Consider the following 22,763-nt stretch of genomic DNA (forward strand, 5'->3'; position numbering starts at 1 on the left):
GCTCCGACCACCCCCCAGGGAGAGCACACATGACGGGCAGACGCCGCTACATCGTGGTGGGCACCGGCCACCGCGCGCAGATGTACCTGAACGCGATCGCCGGCGAGCACCGCGACGACGCCGAGCTGGTCGCGCTGGTCGAGCCCAACCCGGGCCGGCTCGCCGCCCACCTCGACCGGCTCGCGGCCACCGGGTTCGACGTGACGGCGGTCGAGCGGGCGCACCCCGACGAGCTCGAGGCGGTCGTCGCCCGCACCCGCGCCGACCGGGTCGTCGTCACCTCGCCCGACTTCACCCACGCGACGATGGTCGTCCGGGCCCTCGACGCCGGAGCGGACGTCGTCGTGGAGAAGCCGCTGACGATCGACCCGGACGGCGTCCGGGCGATCGCCGCCGCCGTCGAGCGGTCGGGGCGCCAGGTGGTGGTCACCCACAACTACCGCTACTCCCCGCGCAACTCCGGGCTCAAGCAGCTGATCAAGGACGGGGCCGTCGGCCGGCCGCTGTCGGTGACCTTCGAGTGGGTCCTCGACACCGCGCACGGGGCCGACTACTTCCGCCGCTGGCACCGGGACAAGGCGAACTCGGGCGGCCTGCTCATCCACAAGGCCTCCCACCACTTCGACCTGATCAACTGGCTGCTGGCCGACGCGCCCGTGTCGGTCTACGCCCGCGGCGGGGTCCGGTTCTACGGCGCGGAGGCGGCCGCCGAGCGCGGCCTCCCCGACCGGCCGCCGCGCGGCACCCACGACGGCGCGCACACCCCGTGGGAGCTCGACCTCCGCAGCGACCCGTGGCTGAAGACCCTCTACCTCGACAACGAGGGCCACGACGGCTACCTCCGCGACCAGGACGTCTTCGGCGAGGGCATCACGACCGAGGACAACCTCGCCCTCGTCGTCGACTACGGCCACGGCGCGACGCTCAGCTACGCGCTGAACGCGCACGCCCCCTGGGAGGGCTACCGGATCGCCGTCAACGGCACCGAGGGCCGGGCCGAGCTGGAGGTCGTCGAGCGGGCGGCCGTGCTCACCGACGCCGAGGGCCGCGTCGTCGTCGACCCCAGCGCGCTGCCGGCCTCCACGACCCGCGAGGGCGGCGAGCGGCTGACCCTGCAGCGGCACTGGGAGGTGGCGCAGGAGGTGGAGATCCTCTCCGGCGACGGCGGCCACGGCGGCGGTGACGCCCTGCTGCTGGCCGACGTCTTCCGCGGACCGGGCGACGACTGGCTGGAGCGGCCCTCCACCTGGGTGGACGGCGTGCGGTCCATCGCCGTGGGGCTGGCCGGCAACGAGTCCCTGCGGACCGGGCTGCCCGTGCGGGTGGCCGACCTGGAGCTGGGCGTGGAGGTGGCCCGCTGACCCCGGCACCCTGGCCGTCGCCGGCCGCGCTGCGGGCGGGGTTCGCCCGCCCGCCGCGGGAGGCGGCGCCGATGGTGCGCTGGTGGTGGTTCGGCCCCGACGTGAGCCGGGACGAGCTGGACCGCGAGCTCACCGCGATGGCCCGGGCCGGCTTCGGCGGGGCCGAGGTGTCCTACGTCTACCCGCTGGGCCCGGTGGCGGACCCGCTGCTCTCGCCCGGGTTCCTCGCCGACCTGCGCCACGCCGCGGACCGGGCCGCCGCGCTCGGCCTGCGGTTCGACCTGACGCTGGGCAGCGGCTGGTCGTTCGGGGGGCCGCACGTGACGCCCGCGCTGGCCGCCCGCCGACTGCGCTGGGACCGCCGCGAGATCGGCCCCGGCCCGCTGGCGGTCCCCGTCGTCGCGGCCTGGCCCGGCGACGAGCTGGTGGCCGCCTACCTCGGCGCCGGCTCGCTGCAGGAGGAGCCGGACACCTGGACCCCGCTCTCGGTCGTCGACGGCGTCCTCCGGGTGCCCGACGGCACCGGGACCCGGGTCGTGCTGCTGGCCACGACCCAGCACACCGGCCAGAACGTCAAGCGCGCCGCGGTCGGCGCCGAGGGGCCGGTCCTCGACCACTACAGCGCCGCGGCCACGGCGGCCCACCTGCGCGCCGTCGGCGATCCGCTGCTGGACGCGGTGCCGGCGTCGCTGCTGGGCTCGGTGTTCTGCGACAGCCTCGAGGTCTACGGCGCGGACTGGACGCCCGGGCTGCCCGAGGAGTTCGCCCGCCGCTGCGGCTACCCGCTGCTGCCGGTGTTGCACGCGCTCGCCGCCGACGGGCCCGAGAGCGCCCGGGTGCGAGCGGACTACCACCGCACGCTGGTGCACCTCTACGAGGAGAACTTCGTCCAGGTCGTCCAGCGCTGGGCCGCGGCCCGCGGGGTGCCGTTCCGCCTGCAGGGCTACGGCACGCCGCCGGCGACGGTGAGCAGCTACCGCTTCGCCGACCTGCCCGAGGGGGAGGGCTGGGGGTGGACCTCGCTCACCCAGACCCGCTGGGCCTCCTCGGCCGGCCACCTCTACGGCCGCCCGGTCATCTCCTCCGAGGTGTGGACCTGGGTGCACTCGCCGTCCTTCCGGGCCACCCCGCTGGACCTGCAGGGCGAGGCCCACGACCACCTGCTCAACGGCGTCAACCAGCTGGTGGGGCACGGCTGGCCCTACTCACCGCCCGACGCGCCCGGCCTGGGCTGGTTCTTCTACGCCGCCGGCGCGCTGGACGATCGCAACCCGTGGTGGGACGCGATGCCCGGGCTGAACGCGCAGCTGACGCGGCTCTGCTGGCTGCTGCGCCAGGGCGACCCCGTCGCCGACGTCGCGGTCTACGTGCCCGACGAGGACCTGTTCGCCGCCCTCGGCACCGCGACCGGCGGCTCGCTCGACCTGTGGCAGGAGGCGCGCCGCCGGATCGGCGACGGCGTCCCGGCCGCCGTCCGCCGCTCCGGGCTCGACTACGACCTCGTCGACGACGACGCCCTGGCCACGGTGCCGCCCGACCGCTACCGCGTCGTCGTGCTGCCGGCCACCACGACCGTGCCGGCGGCCACCACCACCTGGCTGGGGCACGTGCTGGCCGCGGGCGGCACCGTCCTGCGTGTCGGCTCGACGGTGGCCGTCGGGGGCGCGGTCGACGTGGCGCCGGAGGACCTCGGCGAGGCCCTGCTCGCGGCCGTCGAGCCCGACCTGGCCCTGGACCCGCCCAGCCCGGAGGTCGGCTCCGTGCACCGCCGGACGGCGGGCGCCGACGTCCACCTGCTCGTCAACACCGGGGCCGCCGACCGCACGCTGCGGGTCAGCCCCCGCGCGCACCGCGCCTGGTGGTCGCTGTGGGACGCCCGCACCGGCGGCGTCCGCCGGACCGGCCGGGTCGGCGAGCCCGTCGCGCTCACGCTCGAGCCGTACGAGGCCGTCGTGCTGGTGCTGACCGACGAGCCGCCGGAGCCGGCCGACGACCCGCCCCCGCCCCCGTGGGTCGGGGCGCGGCTGCTGGAGGGCGGCTGGCACGTGTCCTGGGCCGAGGGCGTCGAGCGAGCGGTCGACCTCCCGCACGTCTGGGAGGACGACCCCGACCGGCCCCCGGGCGCCGCCACGGCGCGCTACCGCGCCGACGTCGAGCTCACGGCGCCGACCCCGGGTCAGGCCGTCGTCCTCGACCTGGGCAGCGCCGAGGTCCGCGACGACGCCCAGCCCGTGCACGTGGGGATGGTCGGGCCCTCCTACCGGGCGGCCGCCCGGCCGCCGGTCGGCGAGACCGCCCGGGTGCGCGTCAACGGCCTGGACTGCGGCGTCGTCTGGGCGCCGCCCTACCGGGTGGACGTCAGCGCCGCCGTGCGGCCCGGGACCAACCGGGTGGAGATCGAGGTCGCGGGCACCGCCGTCGCCGCGCTGGCCGCCGACGAGCACGTCGCCGCGCGGGCGGCCGCGAGCGAGGAGCGGCACGGCCGCCGGTTCCGGATGCAGCAGCTGGAGCTGGCCACGGCCACGGTCCGCTCGGGTCTGCTCGCCGTGCCCGTGCTGCGCACCAGCGGGGCCTGAGCCGACCTCAGCCGGCGGCGGCCACCAGCTGCTCGGCGCGGCCGCGCAGCGCGCCCAGGTCACCGCTGGTCAGGGCGTCGCCGAACAGGGCGCCGCTGACGCCGACGGCGACGGCACCCAGCCGCAGGTACTCCGCGGCGGCCTCCAGGGTGACCCCGCCCGTCGGCATCAGGGCGACGTCGGGCAGCGGCCCGCGCAGCTCGCGCAGGTAGTGCAGGCCGCCGAGCGGGCCGATGGGGGAGACCTTGACCGCCGGCACGCCCGTCTCCCACGCCGACACGATCTCGGTGGGGGTGAGGGCACCGGGCACGTAGCTGAGCCCCAGCGCCACGGCGGCCTCGACCAGCCGGGGAAGGAACACCTGGCTGACGGCGAAGTGCGCGCCCGCGTCGGCGGCCCGGCGCAGGTCGTCGGGGGTGCGGACGGTGCCGACGCCGAGCACGGCGTCCGGCAGGGCCTCGCGGGCGGCGGTGAGCGCCTCGAGGGCCCCGTCGGTGGTGAGCGTGTACTCGAACACCCGCAGCCCCGCGGCGTGCAGGACCTCCGAGGACCGGACGAAGTGCCGGGCGTCGGGGGCCCGCATCACGGCGACGACCGCTCCGGGCGGCAGCGCGGACGCGCGGCGGTCGGTGCTGGGCGTGCTGGTCATGGTGCTCCCTCGGCCGTCATCGGCGGTGAGAAAACGTTTCCTCACCCTGGGTGCGGTGATCGTACCGCTCCGCCGCCGACGCCCGTGCGGACGGCACCCGGGTCACAGCGCGGCCCGCAGGAACGCCCAGGCCTCGTCCTGCATCGGCCCGTCGAAGGCGTGCTCGCCCGGCCGGGAGGTCCCGCGGTAGCGGTCCCCGCCCGCGTGCAGCTCCACCAGCCGGGCGTGCGCGGCCCGCATGCCGTCCGCGGGGAACAGAGCGTCCTGCTCGCGGTACTGGACCAGGAAGCGGGCGCGGGCCACCGCGGTGAGCTCGGGCCAGTCGCGCCAGGACCACAGGCCGGGGACGTGCAGCAGCCAGGAGTGGGCGTCCAGGTAGCGGGGGACCAGCGAGCCGGTCGTCGCCATCATGCAGGTGACGACGGCGGCGCGGACCCGGTGGTCGAGCGCGGCGAGCAGCAGGGCGCGCCCGCCGCCGCCGGAGAACCCGAAGGCGCCCAGCCGGGCCGGGTCGGTGCCGGGGTCGGCGGCCAGCACCTCGAGGGCGACCAGGTCGTCGGCGAGCACCAGGCCGGCGAAGGTCTGGCCGAGCACGCCGGCCGCCTTGGCGAGGGTGTCCTCGTGCAGGTCGGCCGCCACGTCGGCGCGCTCGTCCGCGTCGGGCGGGACCGCCAGGGCGGCCCAGCGGGCCTCGTGGGCCGCGAGGGCGGCGGCCAGCCGGGCCGTCGGCCGCCGGAGGTCGAAGCGGCGGCTGCCCCAGGAGAAGGCGTCGTGCACCAGGACGGCCGCGCCGCGGCGGGCGAGGTCGTTGGCCGGGGCCCGGCCGGCGTACCAGCCCTCCCGCAGCCGGGCGGCGCGCGGGGTCGTCGCGTCCCCGCTGTCCACCAGCTGCTCCCCGCCGACCGTCCGCACCCCGCCGTGGCAGTGCAGGCCGAGGACCCCGGGCAGCGGGCCGTCGACCCCGGCCGGGCGCAGCAGCCAGCCCGTGGTGGGCGGGCCGTAGCCCACCGACCAGCGCAGCCGGCGCACCGTCACCCCGTCCACGGTCCGGGCGCCGTCCTCGTGCACGGCCGGCGCGGGCCGCCGGGCGGGGACGCCGAGGATCCGGCCCAGGGTGGTGGCGTCGGGGTCCGGCCCGGTGAAGGGGAGCGCGGACCGCGCGGCGGCCGGCCAGTCCTCGTACCCCGCCAGCGGGTCCGGCGGCGCGCTCAGGGACGGGCCCCGGGCGAGGCCGGGGCGGGCCCGGTCGTGCCGCGCTGCTCCAGGCGCGGCCGGAACAGGATGGTGTGCCCGGGCGTCCGGGAGCCGAGCAGCTCGGCCATCCGGTGCCACGCCTGCTCGCCCAGCTCGGCCACCGGGACCGACGCCGTGGTCAGCGGCGGGGTCAGGTAGCGGGCGAAGGGGATGTCGTCGAAGCCGGTGACCGAGAGGTCGTCGGGGACGCGGAGCCCCCGCTCGCCGAGGCCGCTCATCAGCCCCATGGCGACGAGGTCGTTGAAGCCCAGCACGCCCGTCGCCCCCGAGGCGAGGACGCGGTCGACGGCGTCGTGGCCGTCGGCGAAGTTCACCCCGCACGGGGTCACCTCGACGGCCACCTCCGGGTGCAGGACGCCGAAGTCGCGCAGGGCGGCCAGCCGCTGGAAGTTCGAGGAGCTCTGAGGCGCCCCGGCCAGGTAGAGCAGCCGGCGGTGGCCGTCGGCGCGGAGCAGCTCCAGCAGGTCGGTCAGCCCGCTGCGGTAGTCCGCGGTCACGGCCGGGGCGCTGCTGCCGCGGGCCTCCCGGTTGACCAGCACCACCGGGTCGAGCTGGCGGAGCAGCCGGCGGAGGTCCTCCTCGGGCATCCGGGGGGCGCAGAGCACGATCCCGTCGCACCGGCGCCGGGTCTCCACGGCCAGGATGCGCTCCTCCTCGACCGACTCGGCGGAGTCGGCGACCAGCACGTGGTAGCCGTCCCGGGCGGCGGCCCGGCTGAGCCCGCGGAGCACGCCGTGGAACGTCGGGTTCTCCAGGTCGGGGACGACGACGGCGACGGTGTTCGTCCGGCCCAGCACCAGGCTGCGGGCCAGCGGGCTCGCGGTGTACTCGAGCTCGTCGGCGGCGGCGCGGACCTTCGCCGCCAGCGCCTCGTCCACCTTCGCGGTCCCGTTGATCACCCGCGACACCGTGGAGAGGGACACGCCCGCGCGGGCGGCGACGTCCGCGATCGTCCGCGAGCGCTCCTGCGGTCGGCCGGCCACCTGGTCTCCCTCCGTCGGCCCCGGTCACGAGCGGCGGTCCCCGACCGGGTGGGAGCCGTGCCACCCGCTAGCCGTCGCGTCACCCTATCCTGTAGCGTGAAAACGCTTTCACAGCCTAGGCGACCCCACCGTTCGAGATCAGAGCCGAGCTCAGACAGGAGCCAGCCCGTGGACCACCGCGACGTCGACACCCCCTCCCGCCCGCCCCAGCGGGTGCTGGTCACCGGCGGGGCGGGGCGGCTGGGCCGCACCGTCGTCGCGGGGCTCCGCGCGCGCGGCCGCACCGTGCTCTCGGTCGACCGCGCCGACCACGACGACCCCGCGAGCGCGCTGGTCGACCTGACCGACGCCGGCGCGACCGCCGCGGTGATGGCGGACTTCCGGCCCGACGCCGTCGTCCACCTCGCCGCGATCGCCGTGCCCTTCAGCGCCCCGGAGCCGGTCATCCTGGCGACCAACACGATGCTGGCCTGGACGGTGCTGACGGCGGCCGTCGAGGCGGGCGCCACGGCGGTCGTCGTGGCCAGCAGCCCCACCGTGCACGGCTACGGCGCCCCCACCGGCTGGGTGCCGGCCGCCCTGCCGCTGGACGAGGAGTCCCCGGCCCGGCCCTGGAACGCCTACAGCCTCTCCAAGCTGACCGCCGAGCACGTGATGCGCACCCTGGTGGCGCAGGTGGGGGACCGGGTCCGGTTCGCCGCCTTCCGGCCCTGCTACGTCATCGCGCCGGAGGAGTGGGAGGGCGCCCCGACCCAGCAGGGCCACACCGTCGCCGAGCGGCTCGCCGACCCCGCCCTGTCCGCACCGGCCCTGTTCAACTACCTCGACGCCCGCGACGCGGCGTCCTTCGTCGACGCGCTGCTGGTCGGCCTGCCCGGCATCGACAACGGCGAGACCTTCCTCGTCGGGGCCGACGACGCGCTGGCCACCGCCCCGCTCGCCGAGCTGCTGCCGCGGTTCCACCCCGGCACGGCCGCGGCGGCCGGCGCCCTGACCGGCACCACGCCCGCCTTCGCGAACGCCAAGGCCCGCCGGCTGCTGGGCTGGGCCCCGCAGCACAGCTGGCGCACCGCGCTGGTCGACGCGCCGGCGGCCGACGCGCAGGCCGGCGCCGGGGCCACCCGGTGAGCGGGATGGTCACCGACGGTCCGGCGACGGGCGGCGCGGGCCCCCGGCTCGCGGAGCTCCGCACCCGGTTGCACGTGGCCCCGCTGCCGCGGCCCTGGGGGCCGGACGTCCCCGTCCTGCACGTCGTCGAGGTCACCGTCGTCGACAGCACCGGCGCCACGGGCACGGGCTTCAGCTGGACCCCGACCATCGGTGCGGGCGCGGTGCAGTCGCTCCTCGACCACGACGTCGCCACGGCCGTGGTCGGCGGCCCGGTGGACCCGGAGGTCGTCTGGCCGGCGCTCTGGGCGCACCTGCACGAGGCGGGCTCCGGCGGTCTCACCACCATCGCCATGGCCGGCCTCGACCTGGCGCTGTGGGACCTGGCCGGCCGTCGCTCGGGCCGCTCGCTGGTCGAGCTGCTGGGTCCGCGGCGCGAGAGCGTCGCGGTCTACGGCAGCGGGGTCAACCTGCACTACCCGCTGGAGGAGCTGGTGGCCCAGGTCGAGCGCTGGGTCGAGGCCGGGTTCGCCAGCGTGAAGATCAAGGTCGGCGGCCCCGACCTCGGCGTCGACCGGGAGCGGGTGGCCGCGGTCCGGGAGGTGCTGGGGCCCGACCGCGGGCTGATGATCGACGCCAACCAGCGCTGGGACCTGGAGCGGGCGACGACCGCGATGGCCGTGCTGGAGGAGTTCGCGCCCGCCTGGATCGAGGAGCCGCTGCGCGCCGACGACCTGGCCGGGCACGCCGAGCTGCGCCGCCGGATCGCCACCCCCGTGGCGATGGGGGAGAACCTGCACACCGTCTACCGCTTCCGCGACGCGCTGGACCTCGGCGCCTGCGACGTCGTCGAGCCCAACGTCGTCCGGGTGGGCGGCATCACCCCGTTCCGGGCCGTCGCCGCGCTGGCCGACGAGCGCGGCGTCGCGCTGCACCCGCACCTGCTGCCGGAGATCTCGGGCCAGCTGGCCCTCACCCTGGCGCGCCCCTGCCTGGTCGAGGAGGTGGAGGACGCCTCGCTGACCGCGCTCGGCCTGCTGGCCGACCCGCCCCCGGTCGTCGTCCAGGACGGCGAGCTGCGGGCCAGCGGCACGCCGGGGCTCGGCCTCGACTTCACCGGCGCCCTGGCCGGTGCCGCGGGAGCGCGCGGATGAGCACCCCCGCCCGGCTGGTGCTGGTCGGCGTCCGCGGCTTCGGCGCCGTGCACGCGGCCCGGATCGCGCGGCTGCAGGAGGAGGGCCGCGTCGAGCTCGTCGCCTGCGTCGACCCCGTGGTCAGCGCCGACCCGCCGCTCGCCCACGGAGTCCCGCTGCACCCCGACCTCGCCACGGCGCTCGCGGCGACCGGCCCGGTGGACGTCGTCGTCGTGGCCGCCCCGCTGGGCGAGCACTTCGCGCTGGCCGGGGCCGCCCTGCGGGCCGGGGCCGACGTCTACCTGGAGAAGCCCCCGGTGGCGTCGCTGGAGGACTTCGACCGGCTGCTCGCGGCGGAGGCCGCGAGCGGACGGGTGGTCCAGGTCGGGTTCCAGAGCCTCGGCTCGGACGCGCTCGCGCTGTTCGCGTCCGACGGCCTCGGGATCGGCCCGGTGACCCGGGTGGGCGCCGTCGGCGCCTGGTCGCGGCCGCTGGCCTACTGGCGGCGCTCGCCCTGGGCCGGGCACCGCAGCCTGGACGGCCGGGCCGTCGTGGACGGGGTGGCCACCAACCCGCTCGCGCACGCCGTCGCCACGGGGCTCGCCCTGGTCGGCGCCCGGACCGCCGACGACGTCGCCGCCGTCGACGTCGACCTGTACCGCGCCAACGCCATCGAGAGCGACGACACCTCCGTGGTCCGGGTGCGGACCGCCGCCGGCCGCGAGGTGACCTGCGCGCTGACGCTCTGCGCCCCCGAGCAGTCCGAGCCCGTCCTGCACGTGCACGGCACCCGGGGCAGTGCCGACTACCGCTACACCACCGACGAGGTCGAGGTGCCGACCCCGAACGGACCCCGCACCACGGTGCTGGGCCGCGCCGACCTGCTCGAGGACCTGCTCGAGCACCGGCGGACGGGGACGCCGCTCCGGGTCCCGCTGGCCTCCACGGGCGCCTTCATGCGCGTGCTGGCCGCCGTGGCCGACGCTGACGACCCGGTCCGGGTCGACCCGCGCGCCGTGACCTGGCGGGGCGAGGGCGACGAGCGGCGGCCCGTCGTCGCCGACGTCGAGCACTGGCTGGAGCAGGCGGCCGCGACGGGCCGGACCTTCCGCGAGCTGGGCGTGCCGTGGGCGCACCGCGGCCGGGACCGGGTGCTGGTCCGGGTCCGCGTCGGCGACGCCGAGGTCGCGGCGTACCACGACGGCGGCGGCACCCTGCCCACGTCGACGCCGCGACCGGTGCTGCACCCGGTCCGCACCCTCGCGGGCGTCGTCGTCTCGGCGCAGCACCCCGCCGACCACGACTGGCACTGCGGCGTGGGGATGGCCGTCCCCGACGTCGACGGCAGCAACCTCTGGGGCGGCGGCACCTACGTGCACGGCGAGGGCTACCAGCTGCTCGAGGACCACGGCCGCGTCGACGGCGAGCCGCCGCTGCTGGCCGGCGACGGCTTCCGGCAGCGGCTGACCTGGCGCGGCCACGACGGCACCGCCCTGCTGGACGAGCAGCGCACGGTGCGCTGGGGGCCGCTCGGCCGCGGGGCCTGGCAGCTGCACTGGGGCAGCGTCCTGCGCGCCGGCACCGGCGCGACGCTCGGCTCGCCGGGCAGCAAGGGCCGCCCCGACGGCGGTTACGGCGGCTTCTTCTGGCGGTTCCCGGCCTGCGCCGACGTCGACGTCCTCACCGGCGACGCCCGCGGCGAGGACGCCGTGCAGGGCCGCGTCTGCCCGTGGGTCGCGTTCAGCGCCGACTTCACCGCCGGCCCGGGGGTGAGCGGCCCGGCCACCGTCGTCGTGGCCTCGCCCTCGGCGGCCGACGCCGGCGACCCGTGGTTCGTCCGCGTCCGCGACTACCCGGGCCTGGGGTCCGCGCTCGCCTGGCAGGACCCCGTGGTGCTGCCGCCCGGCGGCGAGCTGGCCCGGCGGTTCGACGTCGCGGTGGTGGACGGCCGGCTGAGCCCCGACGCGGCGGCCGAGGTCGCCGCCGACCTGGTCGGGGTGCGCGCGTGAGCGCCGTCGACGGCGCCCTGACCGGCACGCTCGAGCCGTCCGCCGACCACGCGGAGAAGCGCCGACGGCTGCTGGCCGTGCTGGACGACGCCGGCGCCGAGGCCCTGGCTCTCACCGGGGCCACCACCCTGGCCTGGTACCTGGACGGCGCCCGCAGCCACGTCAGCCTCGCCGCCGACCCGGTGCTCGCGGTCCGCGTCGACCGGGCGGGCGACGAGGTGCTGCTCACCAGCAACGAGACCGCCCGGCTGGTGGCCGAGGAGCTGCCCGGCTGGCTCGCCGTGGGCGAGCGGCCCTGGTTCGCCCCGCCGCCCGACCTGGCGGCGCTGCCCGAGGCGGCCGTCGCCGACGCGCTGCTGGCCGCCCGCTCGCCGCTGCTGCCCGTCGAGACCGCCCGGTTCGCCGCGCTCGGGGCCGACGCCGCGGCCGCCCTCACCGACGTCCTCGACGCCGCCGAGCCGACGTGGACCGAGCGCCGGCTGGCCGCCGAGGTGGCCCGGGCCGTCGTCGACCGGGGGGCGGACCCGCTGGTCGTCCTCGTCGGCGGCGAGGCCCGCGCCGCCCTCCCGCACCCGTTGCCCACCGACGGCCCGCTCGGCGCCCGGGTGCTCGTCGTCCTCTGCGCCCGCCGGCACGGGCTCGTCGCGAACCTCAGCCGGGCCCTGGCCTTCGGCGCCCTCAGCGGCGCCGAGCGCGACGTGCAGGACCGGGTGCTGGCGGTGGAGCAGGCCGTCCTCGACGCGCTGGTGCCCGGCGCGACGCTCGGCGAGGTGCTGGACGTGGTCGGGCGCGGCTACGCCGACCACGGCTTCGGCGCCGACCACTGGCGCGGGCACCACCAGGGGGGCGTCGCCGGCTACGCGGGCCGCGACCCCCGGGCCACCCCGGGCTCGGCCTTCCGCGTCGCCGCCGGCCAGGCCTTCGCGTGGAACCCGTGGGTGCCCGGCGGCAAGATCGAGGACACCGTCCTCCTGACCGCCGCGGGGACCTCGGTGCTGACCCTCGACCCGCGCTGGCCCACCGCCCGGGTCGGCGGCCGCGACCGGCCCGTCGCCCACGAGCGCTGACCCGCGGCCCGTCACCCCACCGCTCACCCACCGCTGCGCGCCCGCAGCCGAGAGGAACCCCATCCCATGAGCACCATCGCCTTCATCGGGCTCGGCATCATGGGCGGCCCGATGGCCGCCCACCTCGTCCGCGCCGGCCACACCGTGCTGGGCGTCAACCGCAGCCCCGCGGCCGTGCAGCGCCTCGTCGAGGCGGGCGGCCGGGACGGCGGCGGTCTCTCCGCGGCGGTCCGCGAGGCCGACGTCGTGGTGACGATGGTCCCGGACTCCCCGGACGTCGAGTCGCTCGCGCTGGGCCCGGACGGGATCTACGCCCACGCCCGTCCCGGCACCCTGCACCTCGACATGTCCACGATCCGGCCCGACGTGGCCGTCGCGCTCGCCGCGGCGGGCGCCGAGGCCGGGGTCCGGGTGCTCGACGCCCCGGTCAGCGGCGGGCAGGCCGGGGCGCAGGAGGCCACGCTCTCGATCATGGTCGGCGGCGACGCGGAGGCGTTCGAGGCCGCGCGGCCGCTGTTCGAGGTGGTGGGCCGCACCGTGGTGCACGTCGGCCCGGCCGGTGCGGGCCAGACGGTGAAGGCCGCCAACCAGCTGGTCGTCGGCGGCACCTACCAGCTGCTGGCCGAGGCGATCGTCTTCCTCCGCGCCCACGGCGTCGACGACGAGGCCGCCCTGCGGGTGCTGGCCGGGGGACTGGCCGGCAGCACCGTGCTGGACCGCAAGGGCGCCAGCATGCTGGCCGGCACCTTCGAGCCCGGGTTCCGCGTCGACCTGCACCACAAGGACCTCGGCATCGTCACCGCCGCCGCCCGCGAGCAGGGCGTCGCCCTGCCCCTCGGCGCCCTGACCGCCCAGCTGATGGGCGCCCTCCGCGCCCAGGGCGACGGCGGCCTCGACCACTCGGCCCTGCTCCGCGGGGTCGAGCGGCTCTCCGGGCGCCCGGTCAGCGGGGACTGAGTCCGGCCCTTCGACAGGCTCAGGGAGCGGGGCCGCCCCGCGGCCTGACCCTGTCGAAGGCCCTCCGACGGCCTCAGGCTGCGGTGACCGCGATCTCGACGACGGCCCAGGAGAGGGCCGGGAGCCGGACGGCGAGGCCGCCGTCGACCACGCTGGCGCCGTCCCAGTCGACCAGGCCGACGGGCTGGGCCTCGGCGCTGTTGACGCTGAAGCGGTCCCCGCCCTCGGGCGCGGCCAGCACCCGGGCCGACAGCACCTCACCGGGCACCAGGCCGCGCAGCGCCACGTCGACCTCGGCGTCCTCGGCCAGGCTGCGGTTGGCCAGGAACAGGGCCAGCCGTCCGCTGCCGGCGTCCCAGGTGCCGCTGACGTCGACCAGGTCGGCCTCGCCGTAGCGCGCCGTGGTGGCGCGGTCGGAGGTGACGGCGAGCCGCAGGATCTCCCCGGCGGCGGCGGCGGCCATGGCCGCGAAGGGGAAGAAGACCGTCTGGCGCCAGGCGGGCCCGCCCTCCTGGGTGCGGATCATCCCCAGCAGGTTGACCAGCTGCGCCTGGTTGGCGATCTTCACCCGGTCGCCGTGCCGCAGCAGCGAGCTGAGCAGCGTGCCCACGACCACGCCCTCGGTGACGTCGAAGTCGCCCTCGCCGATCGGCGGGTGCTCGTCCCAGCCCCGGGTGATCTCGGCCTCGGGCACCGCGGGCCGGGCCGGGTCGTGGCGGTAGGTGACGTTCCACTCGTCGAAGGAGAGGTACATCGTCTTGGTGTGCCGGTCGCGGGCGCGGACGAAGTCGGCGGTGGCGACGACGGCCTCGATGAAGCGGTCCATGTCGACGGCGCTGGCCAGGAAGCTCTCCGCGTCGCCGTCGCGGTCGCTGTAGTAGACGTGCAGCGAGATGTAGTCGACCAGGTCGTAGGTGTGGGTCAGCACCGTCTCCTCCCACGCCCCGAAGGTGGGCATGGAGAGGTTGGAGCTGCCGCAGGCGACGAGCTCGAGGTCGTCGTCGACCATCCGCATGGCCCGGGCCGCCTCGGCGGCGAGCCGGCCGTACTCGTCGGCGGTCTTGAAGCCGATCTGCCAGGGGCCGTCCATCTCGTTGCCGAGGCACCACAGCTTGATGCCGAAGGGCTCCTCGGCGCCGTTGCGGCGGCGCCGGTCGGAGAGCTCGGTGCCGCCCGGGTGGTTGGCGTACTCGAGCAGCGCCCGCGCCTCGGAGACGCCCCGGGTGCCCAGGTTGACGGCCTCCATCACCTCGACGCCGGCCAGCCTGGCCCAGTCGACGAACTCGTGCAGGCCGAAGGTGTTGGGCTCGACGGTGTGCCAGGCGCCGTCCAGCCGCCGGGGCCGCTCCTCGACGGGGCCGACGCCGTCCTCCCAGTCGTAGCCCGAGACGAAGTTGCCGCCGGGGTAGCGCACCACGCTCACCCCGAGCTCGCGGGTCAGCTCCAGCACGTCGCGGCGGAGCCCCGCGGCGTCGGCCTCGGGGTGCCCGGGCTCGACGACGCCGGTGTAGACGCAGCGGCCCATGTGCTCCACGAAGGAGCCGAAGAGCCGGCGCGGCACGGGGCCGAGGGTGAAGTCGCGGTCGACGGTGACACGTGCCTGGACCAACGCTGGTCTCCTTCTGCGGGGTGGGAGCACCGACGCTAGTGCGCCCCCGTCCGCGGCCCGGCGGCCGGTCCCGCTCAGGCCTCGTCGGGACCGAGGTCCGGCTCGGCGACGAAGCGGGCGCGGGCGTCGGCGGTGCCGTGCAGCTCCAGCACCACCAGCTCGTTCGCGCCCGCCCGGGTGACCGGGCCGGGCACGTACAGCGTCCGCTGCGGCCCCCGGCTCCAGTAGCGGCCCAGCGCGAACCCGTTGACGAAGGCGACGCCCTTGGTCCAGCCGTCCAGCCGCAGGTGCAGGTCGGCCGAGGTGGCGAGGTCGAAGGTGCCGCGGTGGAAGGCGGTGCCGGCCCGCGGCCCGCCCGGCGCGGGCCGGAGCGCCCCGCGGACCACGTCGAGGTTCAGCGCGACCGGGCGCACCCGCCAGCCGCGGAGCTCCTCGGCGCCCAGGCGGACACCGCCGAGCAGGCCCTTGGGCTCCCCGATCCGCGGCCCGTAGTTCACCCGGCCCTGGTCCTCCAGCAGCACCCGCAGGGTGCCGCCCGCGGTGGGCGGCACGGCCAGCACCGCCGTCCTGGTCTCGCGGTCGACGGTGCCCAGCACCAGCCCGTCGAGGGTGACGACGGCCCGGTCCCGGACGTCGGGCAGCACGAGGGCGTCGCCGGCCGGCCGGGCGGGCAGCGTCGTCGTGTACTCGGTGAACCCCGCGTGCTGGCCGACGGCCTCGACCGGCGGCGGCGCGTCGAAGCAGAGCACCGGCCCCAGCCGGTCGACCACCGCGTCGAGGGCGACCTGCTCGTCGAGCTCCACCGCCAGCTCCGGGGCGGGTGCCCGCCGCGGCGGCTCCTCGTCGGGCACCCGGCCGTGCCGGGCCAGGACGGCGCGGAAGGCGTGGTACTTCGCCGTCGGCCAGCCGTCCTCCGACAGCGGGGCGTCGTAGTCGTAGGAGGTCGTGGTCGGGGCGTAGATGCCCTTGTCGTTGGCCCCGCTGGTGAAGCCGAAGTTCGTGCCGCCGCAGAACATGTAGAGGTTGACCGAGGCGCCGGCGCTCAGCAGGGCGTCGAGCTCGGCCGCCTGGGCGGCGGCGTCGGTGCGGTGGTGGTGGGTGCCCCAGTGGTCGAACCAGCCGTTCCAGAACTCCGCGCACATCAGCGGGCCGGTGGGCTGCGCCGCCCGCAGCACCGCCAGCCGCTCGGCCGTCCGGGAGCCGAAGGTGGCCGTCCGCAGCACCCCGGGCAGCCCGCCGTCGGCGAGCATCGTCGCGTCGGCCTGGTCGCAGGTGAACAGCGGGACCGTGATGCCGCCCGCGCGAACCATGGCGGCGAGCGCGGCCAGGTAGGCCTGGTCGGACCCGTAGGCGCCGTACTCGTTCTCGACCTGCACCAGCACCACGGGCCCGCCGCGGTCCACCTGGGCCGCGGCCAGCACCGGGAGCAGCCGGTCGAAGAAGCCCTGCACCGCGGCCAGGAACCGCGGCTCGTGCCGGCGGACTCCCAGCTCCGGGTCGGTGAACAGCCAGGCGGGCAGCCCGCCGTTGTCCCACTCGGCGCACACGAAGGGGCCCGGCCGGACCACGGCGTGCATCCCCTCGGCGGCGACGAGGTCGAGGAAGCGGGCCAGGTCGAGATCGCCGTCGAACCGGGGCCCGACGTCGGGGGAGGGCTGGTGCGCGTTCCACGGCACGTAGGTCTCGACGGTGTTGAGACCCATCAGGCGGGCCTTGCGGATCCGGTCGGCCCACTGGTCGGGGTGCACCCGGAAGTAGTGGATCGCGCCCGAGAGCACCTGGTGCGGACGGCCGTCCAGCAGGAAGTGCTCCTCGCCGACGACGAAGCGGGACGGGGCGCCGGAGGCGTCGGCGACCACCGGTGCGGGGGACGTCAGCGAGGACATGGGGGCTCCTGTCGGGTGGGGCTCTTGACAGTACGAGAGCAGAGCCCTAATTTCAGCAGCGCTTATTCTTTGCCGTCAAATAAGGGCTGGACGAAGCAGCCGGCCCTCTACAGCTCGGAGACGACGATGTCCTCACCCCTCTCCCGCCGCGCCCTCCTCGGCGGTGGCCTGGCCACCGCGGCCGCCTTCGGCCTCGGCGCCTGCGGCTCCAACAGCGGAGCCGGCTCGACCGGCGGCGGCGCCAGCGGCGCGAAGCCGGCGCTCCAGCAGTGGTACCACCAGTACGGCGAGCAGGGCACGCAGCAGGCGGCCAAGAAGTACGCCGCCGCGTACCCCGACGCCACCGTCTCGATCCAGTGGATCCCGGGCGACTACGACTCCAAGCTCACCAGCGGCCTGTCGTCGGGCTCGGGCCCGGACGCCTTCGAGTACCACCTGAGCCGCTCGCTGGTCAGCTCGAAGCAGATCGTCCCGCTCGACGACCTCGTCGCCGACGTCAAGGACGACTACAACGCCTCCGACCTCGAGGCCAACTCGGTCGACGGCCAGCTGTACTCGATCCCCATGATCATCGACCCGCAGATGATCTACTACCGCAAGAGCCTGCTGGCGGAGAAGGGCATCCAGCCGCCCACCACCCTCGACGAGCTGATCATGGCCGCGAAGGAGCTGACGACGCCCGACGTCAAAGGCTTCTTCGCCGGCAACGGCGCGAACACCACCGGCGGCGCCCTCTTCCCGGGCATCGTCTACGCCACCGGCGGACGGCTGCTGGACGCCGAGAACAAGATCGGCTTCGACGTCGCCCAGGTGGCCGAGGCCGTGAGCAAGCTGCGCACGCTGGCCTCGGACAAGAGCCTGCTGCTCGGCGCGCCCACCGACTGGTGGGACCCCTCGGCCATCAACCAGGGGCTGTGCGCCATGCAGTGGCAGGGGATGTGGGCCGTGCCCGGCATGTCGGCCGAGCTGGGCGAGGACGACCTGGGCGTGTTCGCGCTGCCAGCCGCGGTCAGCGGGGGCCAGGCCGCCGTCGTCTCCGGCGGCTGGTCGGCCATGGTCAGCGCCAAGGCGAAGGACGTCGAGGCGGCCAAGGCCTTCACGAAGTGGCTGTGGGTGGACAACCTGGAGGACCAGGAGGACTGGTGCCTCAACTACGGCTTCCACATCCCGCCGCGGATCAGCCTGGCCGCCAAGGCGGAGAAGCTGCAGGCCGGTGTCGCCGCCGAGAGCGTCAAGCTGAACGCCGACCACGGCGTCCAGGGCAACCCCAACTGGACGCCCTCGATGAACACCGCGATGACCGACGCGATCACCCGCATCGTCGGCAAGGGCGCGGACGCGCAGTCCGAGCTCGAGGGCGCGGTCAAGAAGATCAACGCCGAGCTCGACAAGACGTTCGGCTGATGGCCACGACGGTGGCGCCGACTCCCACGGGAGCCGGCGCGGCCGCCGACCGGGAGCCCGTCACCGCCACCCGGCGGGGTCGGCCCATCCGCGGCCAGCGCGCGGCCTTCTGGCTGTTCGTCACCCCGTTCCTCGTCGGGCTGGTGGCGTTCGTCTACTTCCCGATCCTCTGGAGCGCGGTGCTCAGCTTCTTCGACGCGCAGGGCACCGTGCTCCCCACCCGGTTCGTCGGCATCGACAACTACGTGACGATGCTGTCGGACCAGGCCTTCACGTCCTCGCTGCTGACCTTCACCGTCTTCGCGGTGCTGATCGTGCCCACCACCTTCGCCGCCTCGCTGGCGCTGGCGGTGCTGGTCAACCGGGTGACAGTGGCCAAGGCCTTCTTCCGCTCGGTCTTCTTCCTGCCGACGGCCTGCTCCTACGTGGTGGCGTCGCTGGTCTGGAAGCTGTCGATCTTCAACGGCGTGCGCTTCGGGCTGGCGAACCAGATCCTCAAGGCGTTCGGGCAGGAGCCGGTCGCCTGGCTCTCGACGATCGACCCGCCCTGGTACTGGCTGGTGATCGTCTCGGTCCGGCTGTGGCTGCAGTGCGGCTTCTACATGATCTTGTTCCTCGCCGCCCTGCAGAACATCAACCCCGAGCTCTACGAGGCGGCCTACGTCGACGGCACCAAGCCGGGCTGGAAGATCTTCCGGCACATCACCCTGCCGCTGCTCAAGCCCACCTCGATCTCGGTGCTGCTGCTCTGCCTGATCGCCGCCTACCAGGGCTTCGACGAGTTCTACAACCTCGTCGGCAACGTGGAGTACGCCCGGCCACCGCTGGTCTACCTCTACTACCTCGCCCTCGGCACCCAGCAGAACTTCGGGCTGGGCAGCGCGGGCGCCCTCATCCTGGCGGCCATGATCGCCGTCATCACCGTGCTCCAGGGCAAGATCCTGGGCTTCGGCCGACCGGAGGACTGACATGGCCACGCCGACGCTCACGGGACCGGCCCGCCGGCCCGCACCCCTGGACCGCAGCACGCCCACCGTCGTGGGGCACCGCACGACCCTCGGCGGCCGGGTGGCCGACGTCGCCGGGTGGGTGGTGCTCATCCTGGTGACGGTGGCGTTCCTGCTGCCGTTCTACCTGCTCATCCGCAACGGGCTCGCCACCACCCGGGAGGTCACCTCACCCGCCTGGACCGTCTTCCCGAAGGACCTGCAGTGGTCCAACGTGACGGCGCTGTTCACCGACTCCGACATCCCGATGCTGTCGTCGCTGAAGAACTCGGCGGTCGTCGCCGTGCTCACCACGCTCGGCACGCTGCTGGTCTGCTCGCTGGCGGCCTACGCGCTGGCCCGGATCCCCAACCGGTTCTCCAACGCCATCTTCTACGCGGTGCTGGCCACCCTGATGATCCCGGCGGCGGTGACCTTCGTGCCCAGCTTCGTCATCGTGTCCTGGCTGGGCTGGGTCTCGGACTACCGCGGCCTCATCATCCCGGGGCTGTTCAGCGGGTTCACCGTGTTCCTCTTCCGGCAGTACTTCCTCGCCTTCCCCAAGGAGCTGGAGGAGGCGGCCCGCGTCGACGGGCTCGGCCACTGGCGGACGTTCTGGCGGATCGTCGTGCCCAACTCGGGCAACTTCATCGCCGCGATCGCCGTCATCACCTTCATCGCCAGCTGGAACGCGTTCCTCTGGCCGCTCGTGGTGGCCCAGGACCAGGAGTCGTGGACGGTGCAGGTGACGCTGTCCACCTTCGTCACCGCGCAGACCATCAACATCCCCCAGCTCTTCGTCGCGGCGACCGTCTCGATCCTCCCGCTGGTCTTCGTGTTCGTGTTCCTGCAACGATTCCTCGTGCAGGGGGTGGCGCAGACCGGACTGAAGGGATGAGTGCTGCAGGGATGACTGCCGTGCGCGCAGCGAAGAGACGGACCTCGCGGGAGGTGCGGACCGGCAACCGGTTCGCGGTCCTGCGCGCCATGTACGCCCTGGGCACCCCGACGCGGCAGGAGCTGGCGGGGGCCACCGGCCTCAGCTTCGCCACCATCGCCACGATGGTGACCGAGCTGCTGGCGGTGGGCGTGGTGACCGAGGCCAGCCGTGAGGACTCCGGCGGCGGCCGGCCGCGGTCCCGGCTCAAGGTGGCCGCGGGTCGGGGGCTGCTGGTCGGCGTCGACGCCACCGAGACCTACGTGCACGTCGACGTCTTCGACCTGGCCATGACGCGGCTGGTGCACCACGACCACGCCGTCGGGGAGGGCACCTCCGACCCCGACCGGATGGTCGGCGAGATCGCCGAGGGCGTGCGCAGCGCCCTCGCGGCCGCCCCGGACGGCGACGTGCTCGGGGTGGGGGTGAGCCTGCCCGGCCAGGTCGAGCCGGACTCCGGCGTCTCGCTCTTCGCGCCGGGCTGGGGCTGGAAGGACGTCGCCGCCCAGGCCCTGCTGGAGGAGCGGCTCGACCTGCCGGTGCACGTCGACAACCCCCTCAAGGCGACGACGGTGGCCGAGCTCTGGTTCGGGCACGGCCGCCGGGTGGCGCACCTGGTCACCGTCAACCTCGGCACCGGGATCGGCGCCGGCATCGCCCTGGACGGCCAGCTGGTCCGGGGCGCCACCAACAACGCGGGGGAGTGGGGCCACACCACCCTGGTGATGGACGGCCGGCCCTGCCGCTGCGGCCGGGACGGCTGCCTGGAGGCCTACATCGGGGTGCCGGGCCTGATGGCCCAGTTCGGCGAGCGGCACCCGGGGCACCGCTACCTCGAGGGCGGCTCGCAGACCCACTTCCTCGCCGCCGTCCGCGAGGGGCTGGAGGCCGACGAGCCCGAGGCGCACGAGCTGGTCGAGCTGTTCGGCGAGCAGCTGGGCGTCGGGCTGGCGAACCTGATCAACATGGTGAACCCGAACCTCGTCGTGCTGACGTCCTGGGCGGCCCGCGACCTCGGCCGGTGGCTGCTGCCGGTGGCCGAGGCGCGGATGCGGCGGGAGGCCATCAACGGCTCGGCGGCCGTGGTGGACATCGTCACCTCGGCGGTGCCGACCAACCCGGTCTCGACCGGGATGGCGGCCTTCGTGCTGGAGGGGTTCCTCGAGCGGGTGGGTCTGCCCAGCCCGACGAGCGCCCCGCTGCGTCGGCTCGCCGAGGCCTGAGCCGCGTCGCTCACGGGCACCGGACGGACCCCCCGTCCCGGCGGCGGAGGGGCGGAGCTACGGTCGGACCGGGCCGTCCGGGCCCGGGTACGGAGGGTCACAGGTGTCCGCGACGACGCAGCAGAACGACAAGCACACCGCCAAGGTGGTGGGCGTCACCGTCGCCGCCGCCGTCGGCGGTTTCCTCTTCGGCTTCGACAGCTCGGTGGTGAACGGGGCCGTCGACGCCATCCAGGGGGACTTCGCCCTCAGCGACGTGCTGATCGGCTTCTCGGTGGCCGTCGCCCTGCTGGGCTGCGCCGTCGGCGCCTGGTTCGCCGGCCAGCTGGCCGACCAGATCGGCCGCAAGAAGGTCATGCTCATCGGCGCCGTCCTGTTCCTGGCCTCCGCCTTCGGCGCCGGGCTGGCCACCGGGGTGACGTCGCTGATCATCTGGCGCATCGTCGGCGGTCTCGGCATCGGCATCGCCTCGGTCATCGCCCCGGCCTACATCGCCGAGATCGCGCCCGCGCGCTACCGCGGGGCGCTGGCCTCGACCCAGCAGCTGGCCATCACCCTCGGCATCTTCGCCGCCCTGCTCTCCGACGCCCTGCTGGCGAACTCCGCGGGCGGTGCGGCCGAGCAGCTGTGGGCGGGCCTGGCGGCCTGGCGCTGGATGTTCCTGGTCGGCGCCATCCCCGCCGTGGTCTACGGCCTGCTGTCGCTCACGATCCCCGAGTCGCCCCGCTACCTGGTGGCGAAGGACCTCGACGAGGAGGCGGCCGACGTGCTCAGCCGGGTCACCGGCGAGCGGCACCCGGCCGAGCGGATCAAGGAGATCCGGGTCACCCTGCGCCGGGAGTCCAAGTCCTCGTTCCGCGACATCATGAAGGACGGCGGCGGCCTGCACCCCCTGGTCTGGGTGGGCATCGGGCTGGCCACCCTGCAGCAGCTGGTCGGCATCAACGCGATCTTCTACTACTCCACGACGCTGTGGCGCTCCGTGGGCTTCTCGGAGTCGCAGTCGTTCACCACCTCGGTGATCACCGCCGTCATCAACGTCGTGATGACCTTCGTGGCCATCCTCTTCGTCGACCGGCTGGGCCGCCGCAAGCTCCTGATGAGCGGCTCGGCAGGCATGTTCGTCGGGCTGCTGATGGCCTGCCTCGCGTTCACCCAGCAGCAGGGCAGCGGCGACGACGTCACCCTGCCCGGCAGCTGGGGCGTCATCGCGCTGATCGGCGCCAACCTCTTCGTCGTCTGCTTCGCCGCCACCTGGGGCCCGATCATGTGGGTGATGCTCGGCGAGATGTTCCCCAACCGGATGCGCGCCGTCGCCCTGGGCCTGTGCACGGCGGTCAACTGGATCGCGAACTTCGCGGTCTCGCTGCTGTTCCCCGAGCTCACCCAGTCGGTCGGCCTGGGCTGGATCTACGGCGCCTTCGCCTTCTTCGCGCTGGTCTCCTTCGTCTTCGTGCGCACCCTCGTGCCCGAGACGAAGGGCATGGAGCTCGAGGACATGCAGGGCAGCACCAACCGCACGGCCGCGGGCGTCTGAGCGGTCGTCGGCACGCCGGAACGAGGTCGAGCGGGAGCGCCCCGGCGGTCTAGGGTTGGGGCGGGCCGCCGGCCCGCTCCATCCC

Annotated in this window: 17 protein-coding genes; 12 read left to right on the top strand and 5 right to left on the bottom strand. The window is 75.2% G+C overall.

Features of this window, described 5'->3' with window-relative positions:
• The first annotated feature begins 29 nt into the window (after positions 1-29).
• Positions 30-1,361 carry a Gfo/Idh/MocA family protein gene (locus tag JOF54_RS00540; RefSeq protein WP_210051992.1) on the top strand — a complete coding sequence of 444 codons (1,332 nt, stop codon included), beginning with the start codon at positions 30-32 and terminating at the stop codon, positions 1,359-1,361.
• A 29-nt stretch (positions 1,362-1,390) separates the two neighbouring features.
• Positions 1,391-3,937 carry a glycosyl hydrolase gene (locus tag JOF54_RS00545; RefSeq protein ID WP_281073468.1) on the top strand — a complete coding sequence of 849 codons (2,547 nt, stop codon included), beginning with the start codon at positions 1,391-1,393 and terminating at the stop codon, positions 3,935-3,937.
• Between the two features lie 7 nt (positions 3,938-3,944).
• Here the strand turns inward: JOF54_RS00545 and JOF54_RS00550 are convergent, their stop codons facing one another.
• From JOF54_RS00550 to JOF54_RS00560, 3 genes are all read right to left on the bottom strand, one after another.
• Complete coding sequence (locus JOF54_RS00550; RefSeq protein WP_210051996.1) at positions 3,945-4,586, bottom strand: bifunctional 4-hydroxy-2-oxoglutarate aldolase/2-dehydro-3-deoxy-phosphogluconate aldolase; 642 nt, start codon at positions 4,584-4,586, stop codon at positions 3,945-3,947.
• Between the two features lie 102 nt (positions 4,587-4,688).
• Entirely contained in the window at positions 4,689-5,630 is a 942-nt protein-coding gene (locus JOF54_RS00555) for a dienelactone hydrolase family protein (RefSeq protein ID WP_210051998.1), read from the bottom strand.
• A gap of 164 nt (positions 5,631-5,794) precedes the next feature.
• On the bottom strand, positions 5,795-6,823 hold the full coding sequence (locus JOF54_RS00560; RefSeq protein ID WP_210052000.1) for a LacI family DNA-binding transcriptional regulator: 1,029 nt from the start codon (positions 6,821-6,823) through the stop codon (positions 5,795-5,797).
• A gap of 168 nt (positions 6,824-6,991) precedes the next feature.
• On the opposite strand from JOF54_RS00560, the gene JOF54_RS00565 reads away from it, so the two are divergent.
• The 5 genes from JOF54_RS00565 (at position 6,992) to JOF54_RS00585 (ending at position 13,096) form a co-directional block, all read left to right on the top strand.
• Positions 6,992-7,951 carry an NAD-dependent epimerase/dehydratase family protein gene (locus JOF54_RS00565; protein WP_210052002.1) on the top strand — a complete coding sequence of 320 codons (960 nt, stop codon included), beginning with the start codon at positions 6,992-6,994 and terminating at the stop codon, positions 7,949-7,951.
• A 5-nt stretch (positions 7,952-7,956) separates the two neighbouring features.
• Positions 7,957-9,084, top strand: a complete 1,128-nt coding sequence (locus tag JOF54_RS00570; protein ID WP_245358327.1) for a mandelate racemase/muconate lactonizing enzyme family protein — start codon at positions 7,957-7,959, stop codon at positions 9,082-9,084.
• Positions 9,081-11,072: a DUF6807 family protein gene (locus JOF54_RS00575; RefSeq protein ID WP_210052007.1), complete on the top strand. Its 1,992-nt coding sequence runs from the start codon at positions 9,081-9,083 to the stop codon at positions 11,070-11,072. Before JOF54_RS00570 ends, JOF54_RS00575 begins: the two co-directional genes overlap by 4 nt.
• A complete protein-coding gene (locus tag JOF54_RS21690; RefSeq protein WP_210052009.1) occupies positions 11,069-12,139 on the top strand; it encodes a M24 family metallopeptidase in 1,071 nt (356 codons plus the stop codon). The genes JOF54_RS00575 and JOF54_RS21690 overlap by 4 nt, the downstream gene beginning before the upstream one ends.
• Positions 12,140-12,205: 66 nt before the next feature.
• Complete coding sequence (locus JOF54_RS00585; protein WP_210052011.1) at positions 12,206-13,096, top strand: 2-hydroxy-3-oxopropionate reductase; 891 nt, start codon at positions 12,206-12,208, stop codon at positions 13,094-13,096.
• A gap of 73 nt (positions 13,097-13,169) precedes the next feature.
• Here the strand turns inward: JOF54_RS00585 and arfA are convergent, their stop codons facing one another.
• Both arfA and JOF54_RS00595 read right to left on the bottom strand, forming a co-directional pair.
• Positions 13,170-14,705 (bottom strand): arabinosylfuranosidase ArfA, encoded by a 1,536-nt coding sequence (gene arfA / locus JOF54_RS00590; RefSeq protein WP_210052013.1) that lies wholly within the window; start codon positions 14,703-14,705, stop codon positions 13,170-13,172.
• Positions 14,706-14,779: 74 nt separating this feature from the next.
• Positions 14,780-16,591 carry a glycoside hydrolase family 35 protein gene (locus tag JOF54_RS00595; RefSeq protein ID WP_210052015.1) on the bottom strand — a complete coding sequence of 604 codons (1,812 nt, stop codon included), beginning with the start codon at positions 16,589-16,591 and terminating at the stop codon, positions 14,780-14,782.
• 126 nt (positions 16,592-16,717) lie between these two features.
• Between JOF54_RS00595 and JOF54_RS00600 the strand changes: the two genes are divergently transcribed.
• The 5 genes from JOF54_RS00600 (at position 16,718) to JOF54_RS00620 (ending at position 22,678) form a co-directional block, all read left to right on the top strand.
• Entirely contained in the window at positions 16,718-17,995 is a 1,278-nt protein-coding gene (locus JOF54_RS00600) for an ABC transporter substrate-binding protein (protein ID WP_210052017.1), read from the top strand.
• Positions 17,995-18,963 (top strand): carbohydrate ABC transporter permease, encoded by a 969-nt coding sequence (locus JOF54_RS00605; protein WP_210052019.1) that lies wholly within the window; start codon positions 17,995-17,997, stop codon positions 18,961-18,963. Before JOF54_RS00600 ends, JOF54_RS00605 begins: the two co-directional genes overlap by 1 nt.
• 1 nt (position 18,964) lies before the next feature.
• Positions 18,965-19,879, top strand: coding sequence for a carbohydrate ABC transporter permease (locus JOF54_RS00610; protein WP_210052021.1), 915 nt, complete (start codon positions 18,965-18,967; stop codon positions 19,877-19,879).
• A gap of 20 nt (positions 19,880-19,899) precedes the next feature.
• Entirely contained in the window at positions 19,900-21,141 is a 1,242-nt protein-coding gene (locus tag JOF54_RS00615; protein ID WP_210052023.1) for an ROK family protein, read from the top strand.
• 103 nt (positions 21,142-21,244) lie between these two features.
• On the top strand, positions 21,245-22,678 hold the full coding sequence (locus tag JOF54_RS00620) for a sugar porter family MFS transporter (RefSeq protein ID WP_210052025.1): 1,434 nt from the start codon (positions 21,245-21,247) through the stop codon (positions 22,676-22,678).
• The last annotated feature ends 85 nt before the right edge of the window (positions 22,679-22,763 follow it).

Origin of the sequence: Microlunatus capsulatus (genome assembly GCF_017876495.1) — a bacterium.
GTDB lineage: Bacteria > Actinomycetota > Actinomycetes > Propionibacteriales > Propionibacteriaceae > Microlunatus > Microlunatus capsulatus.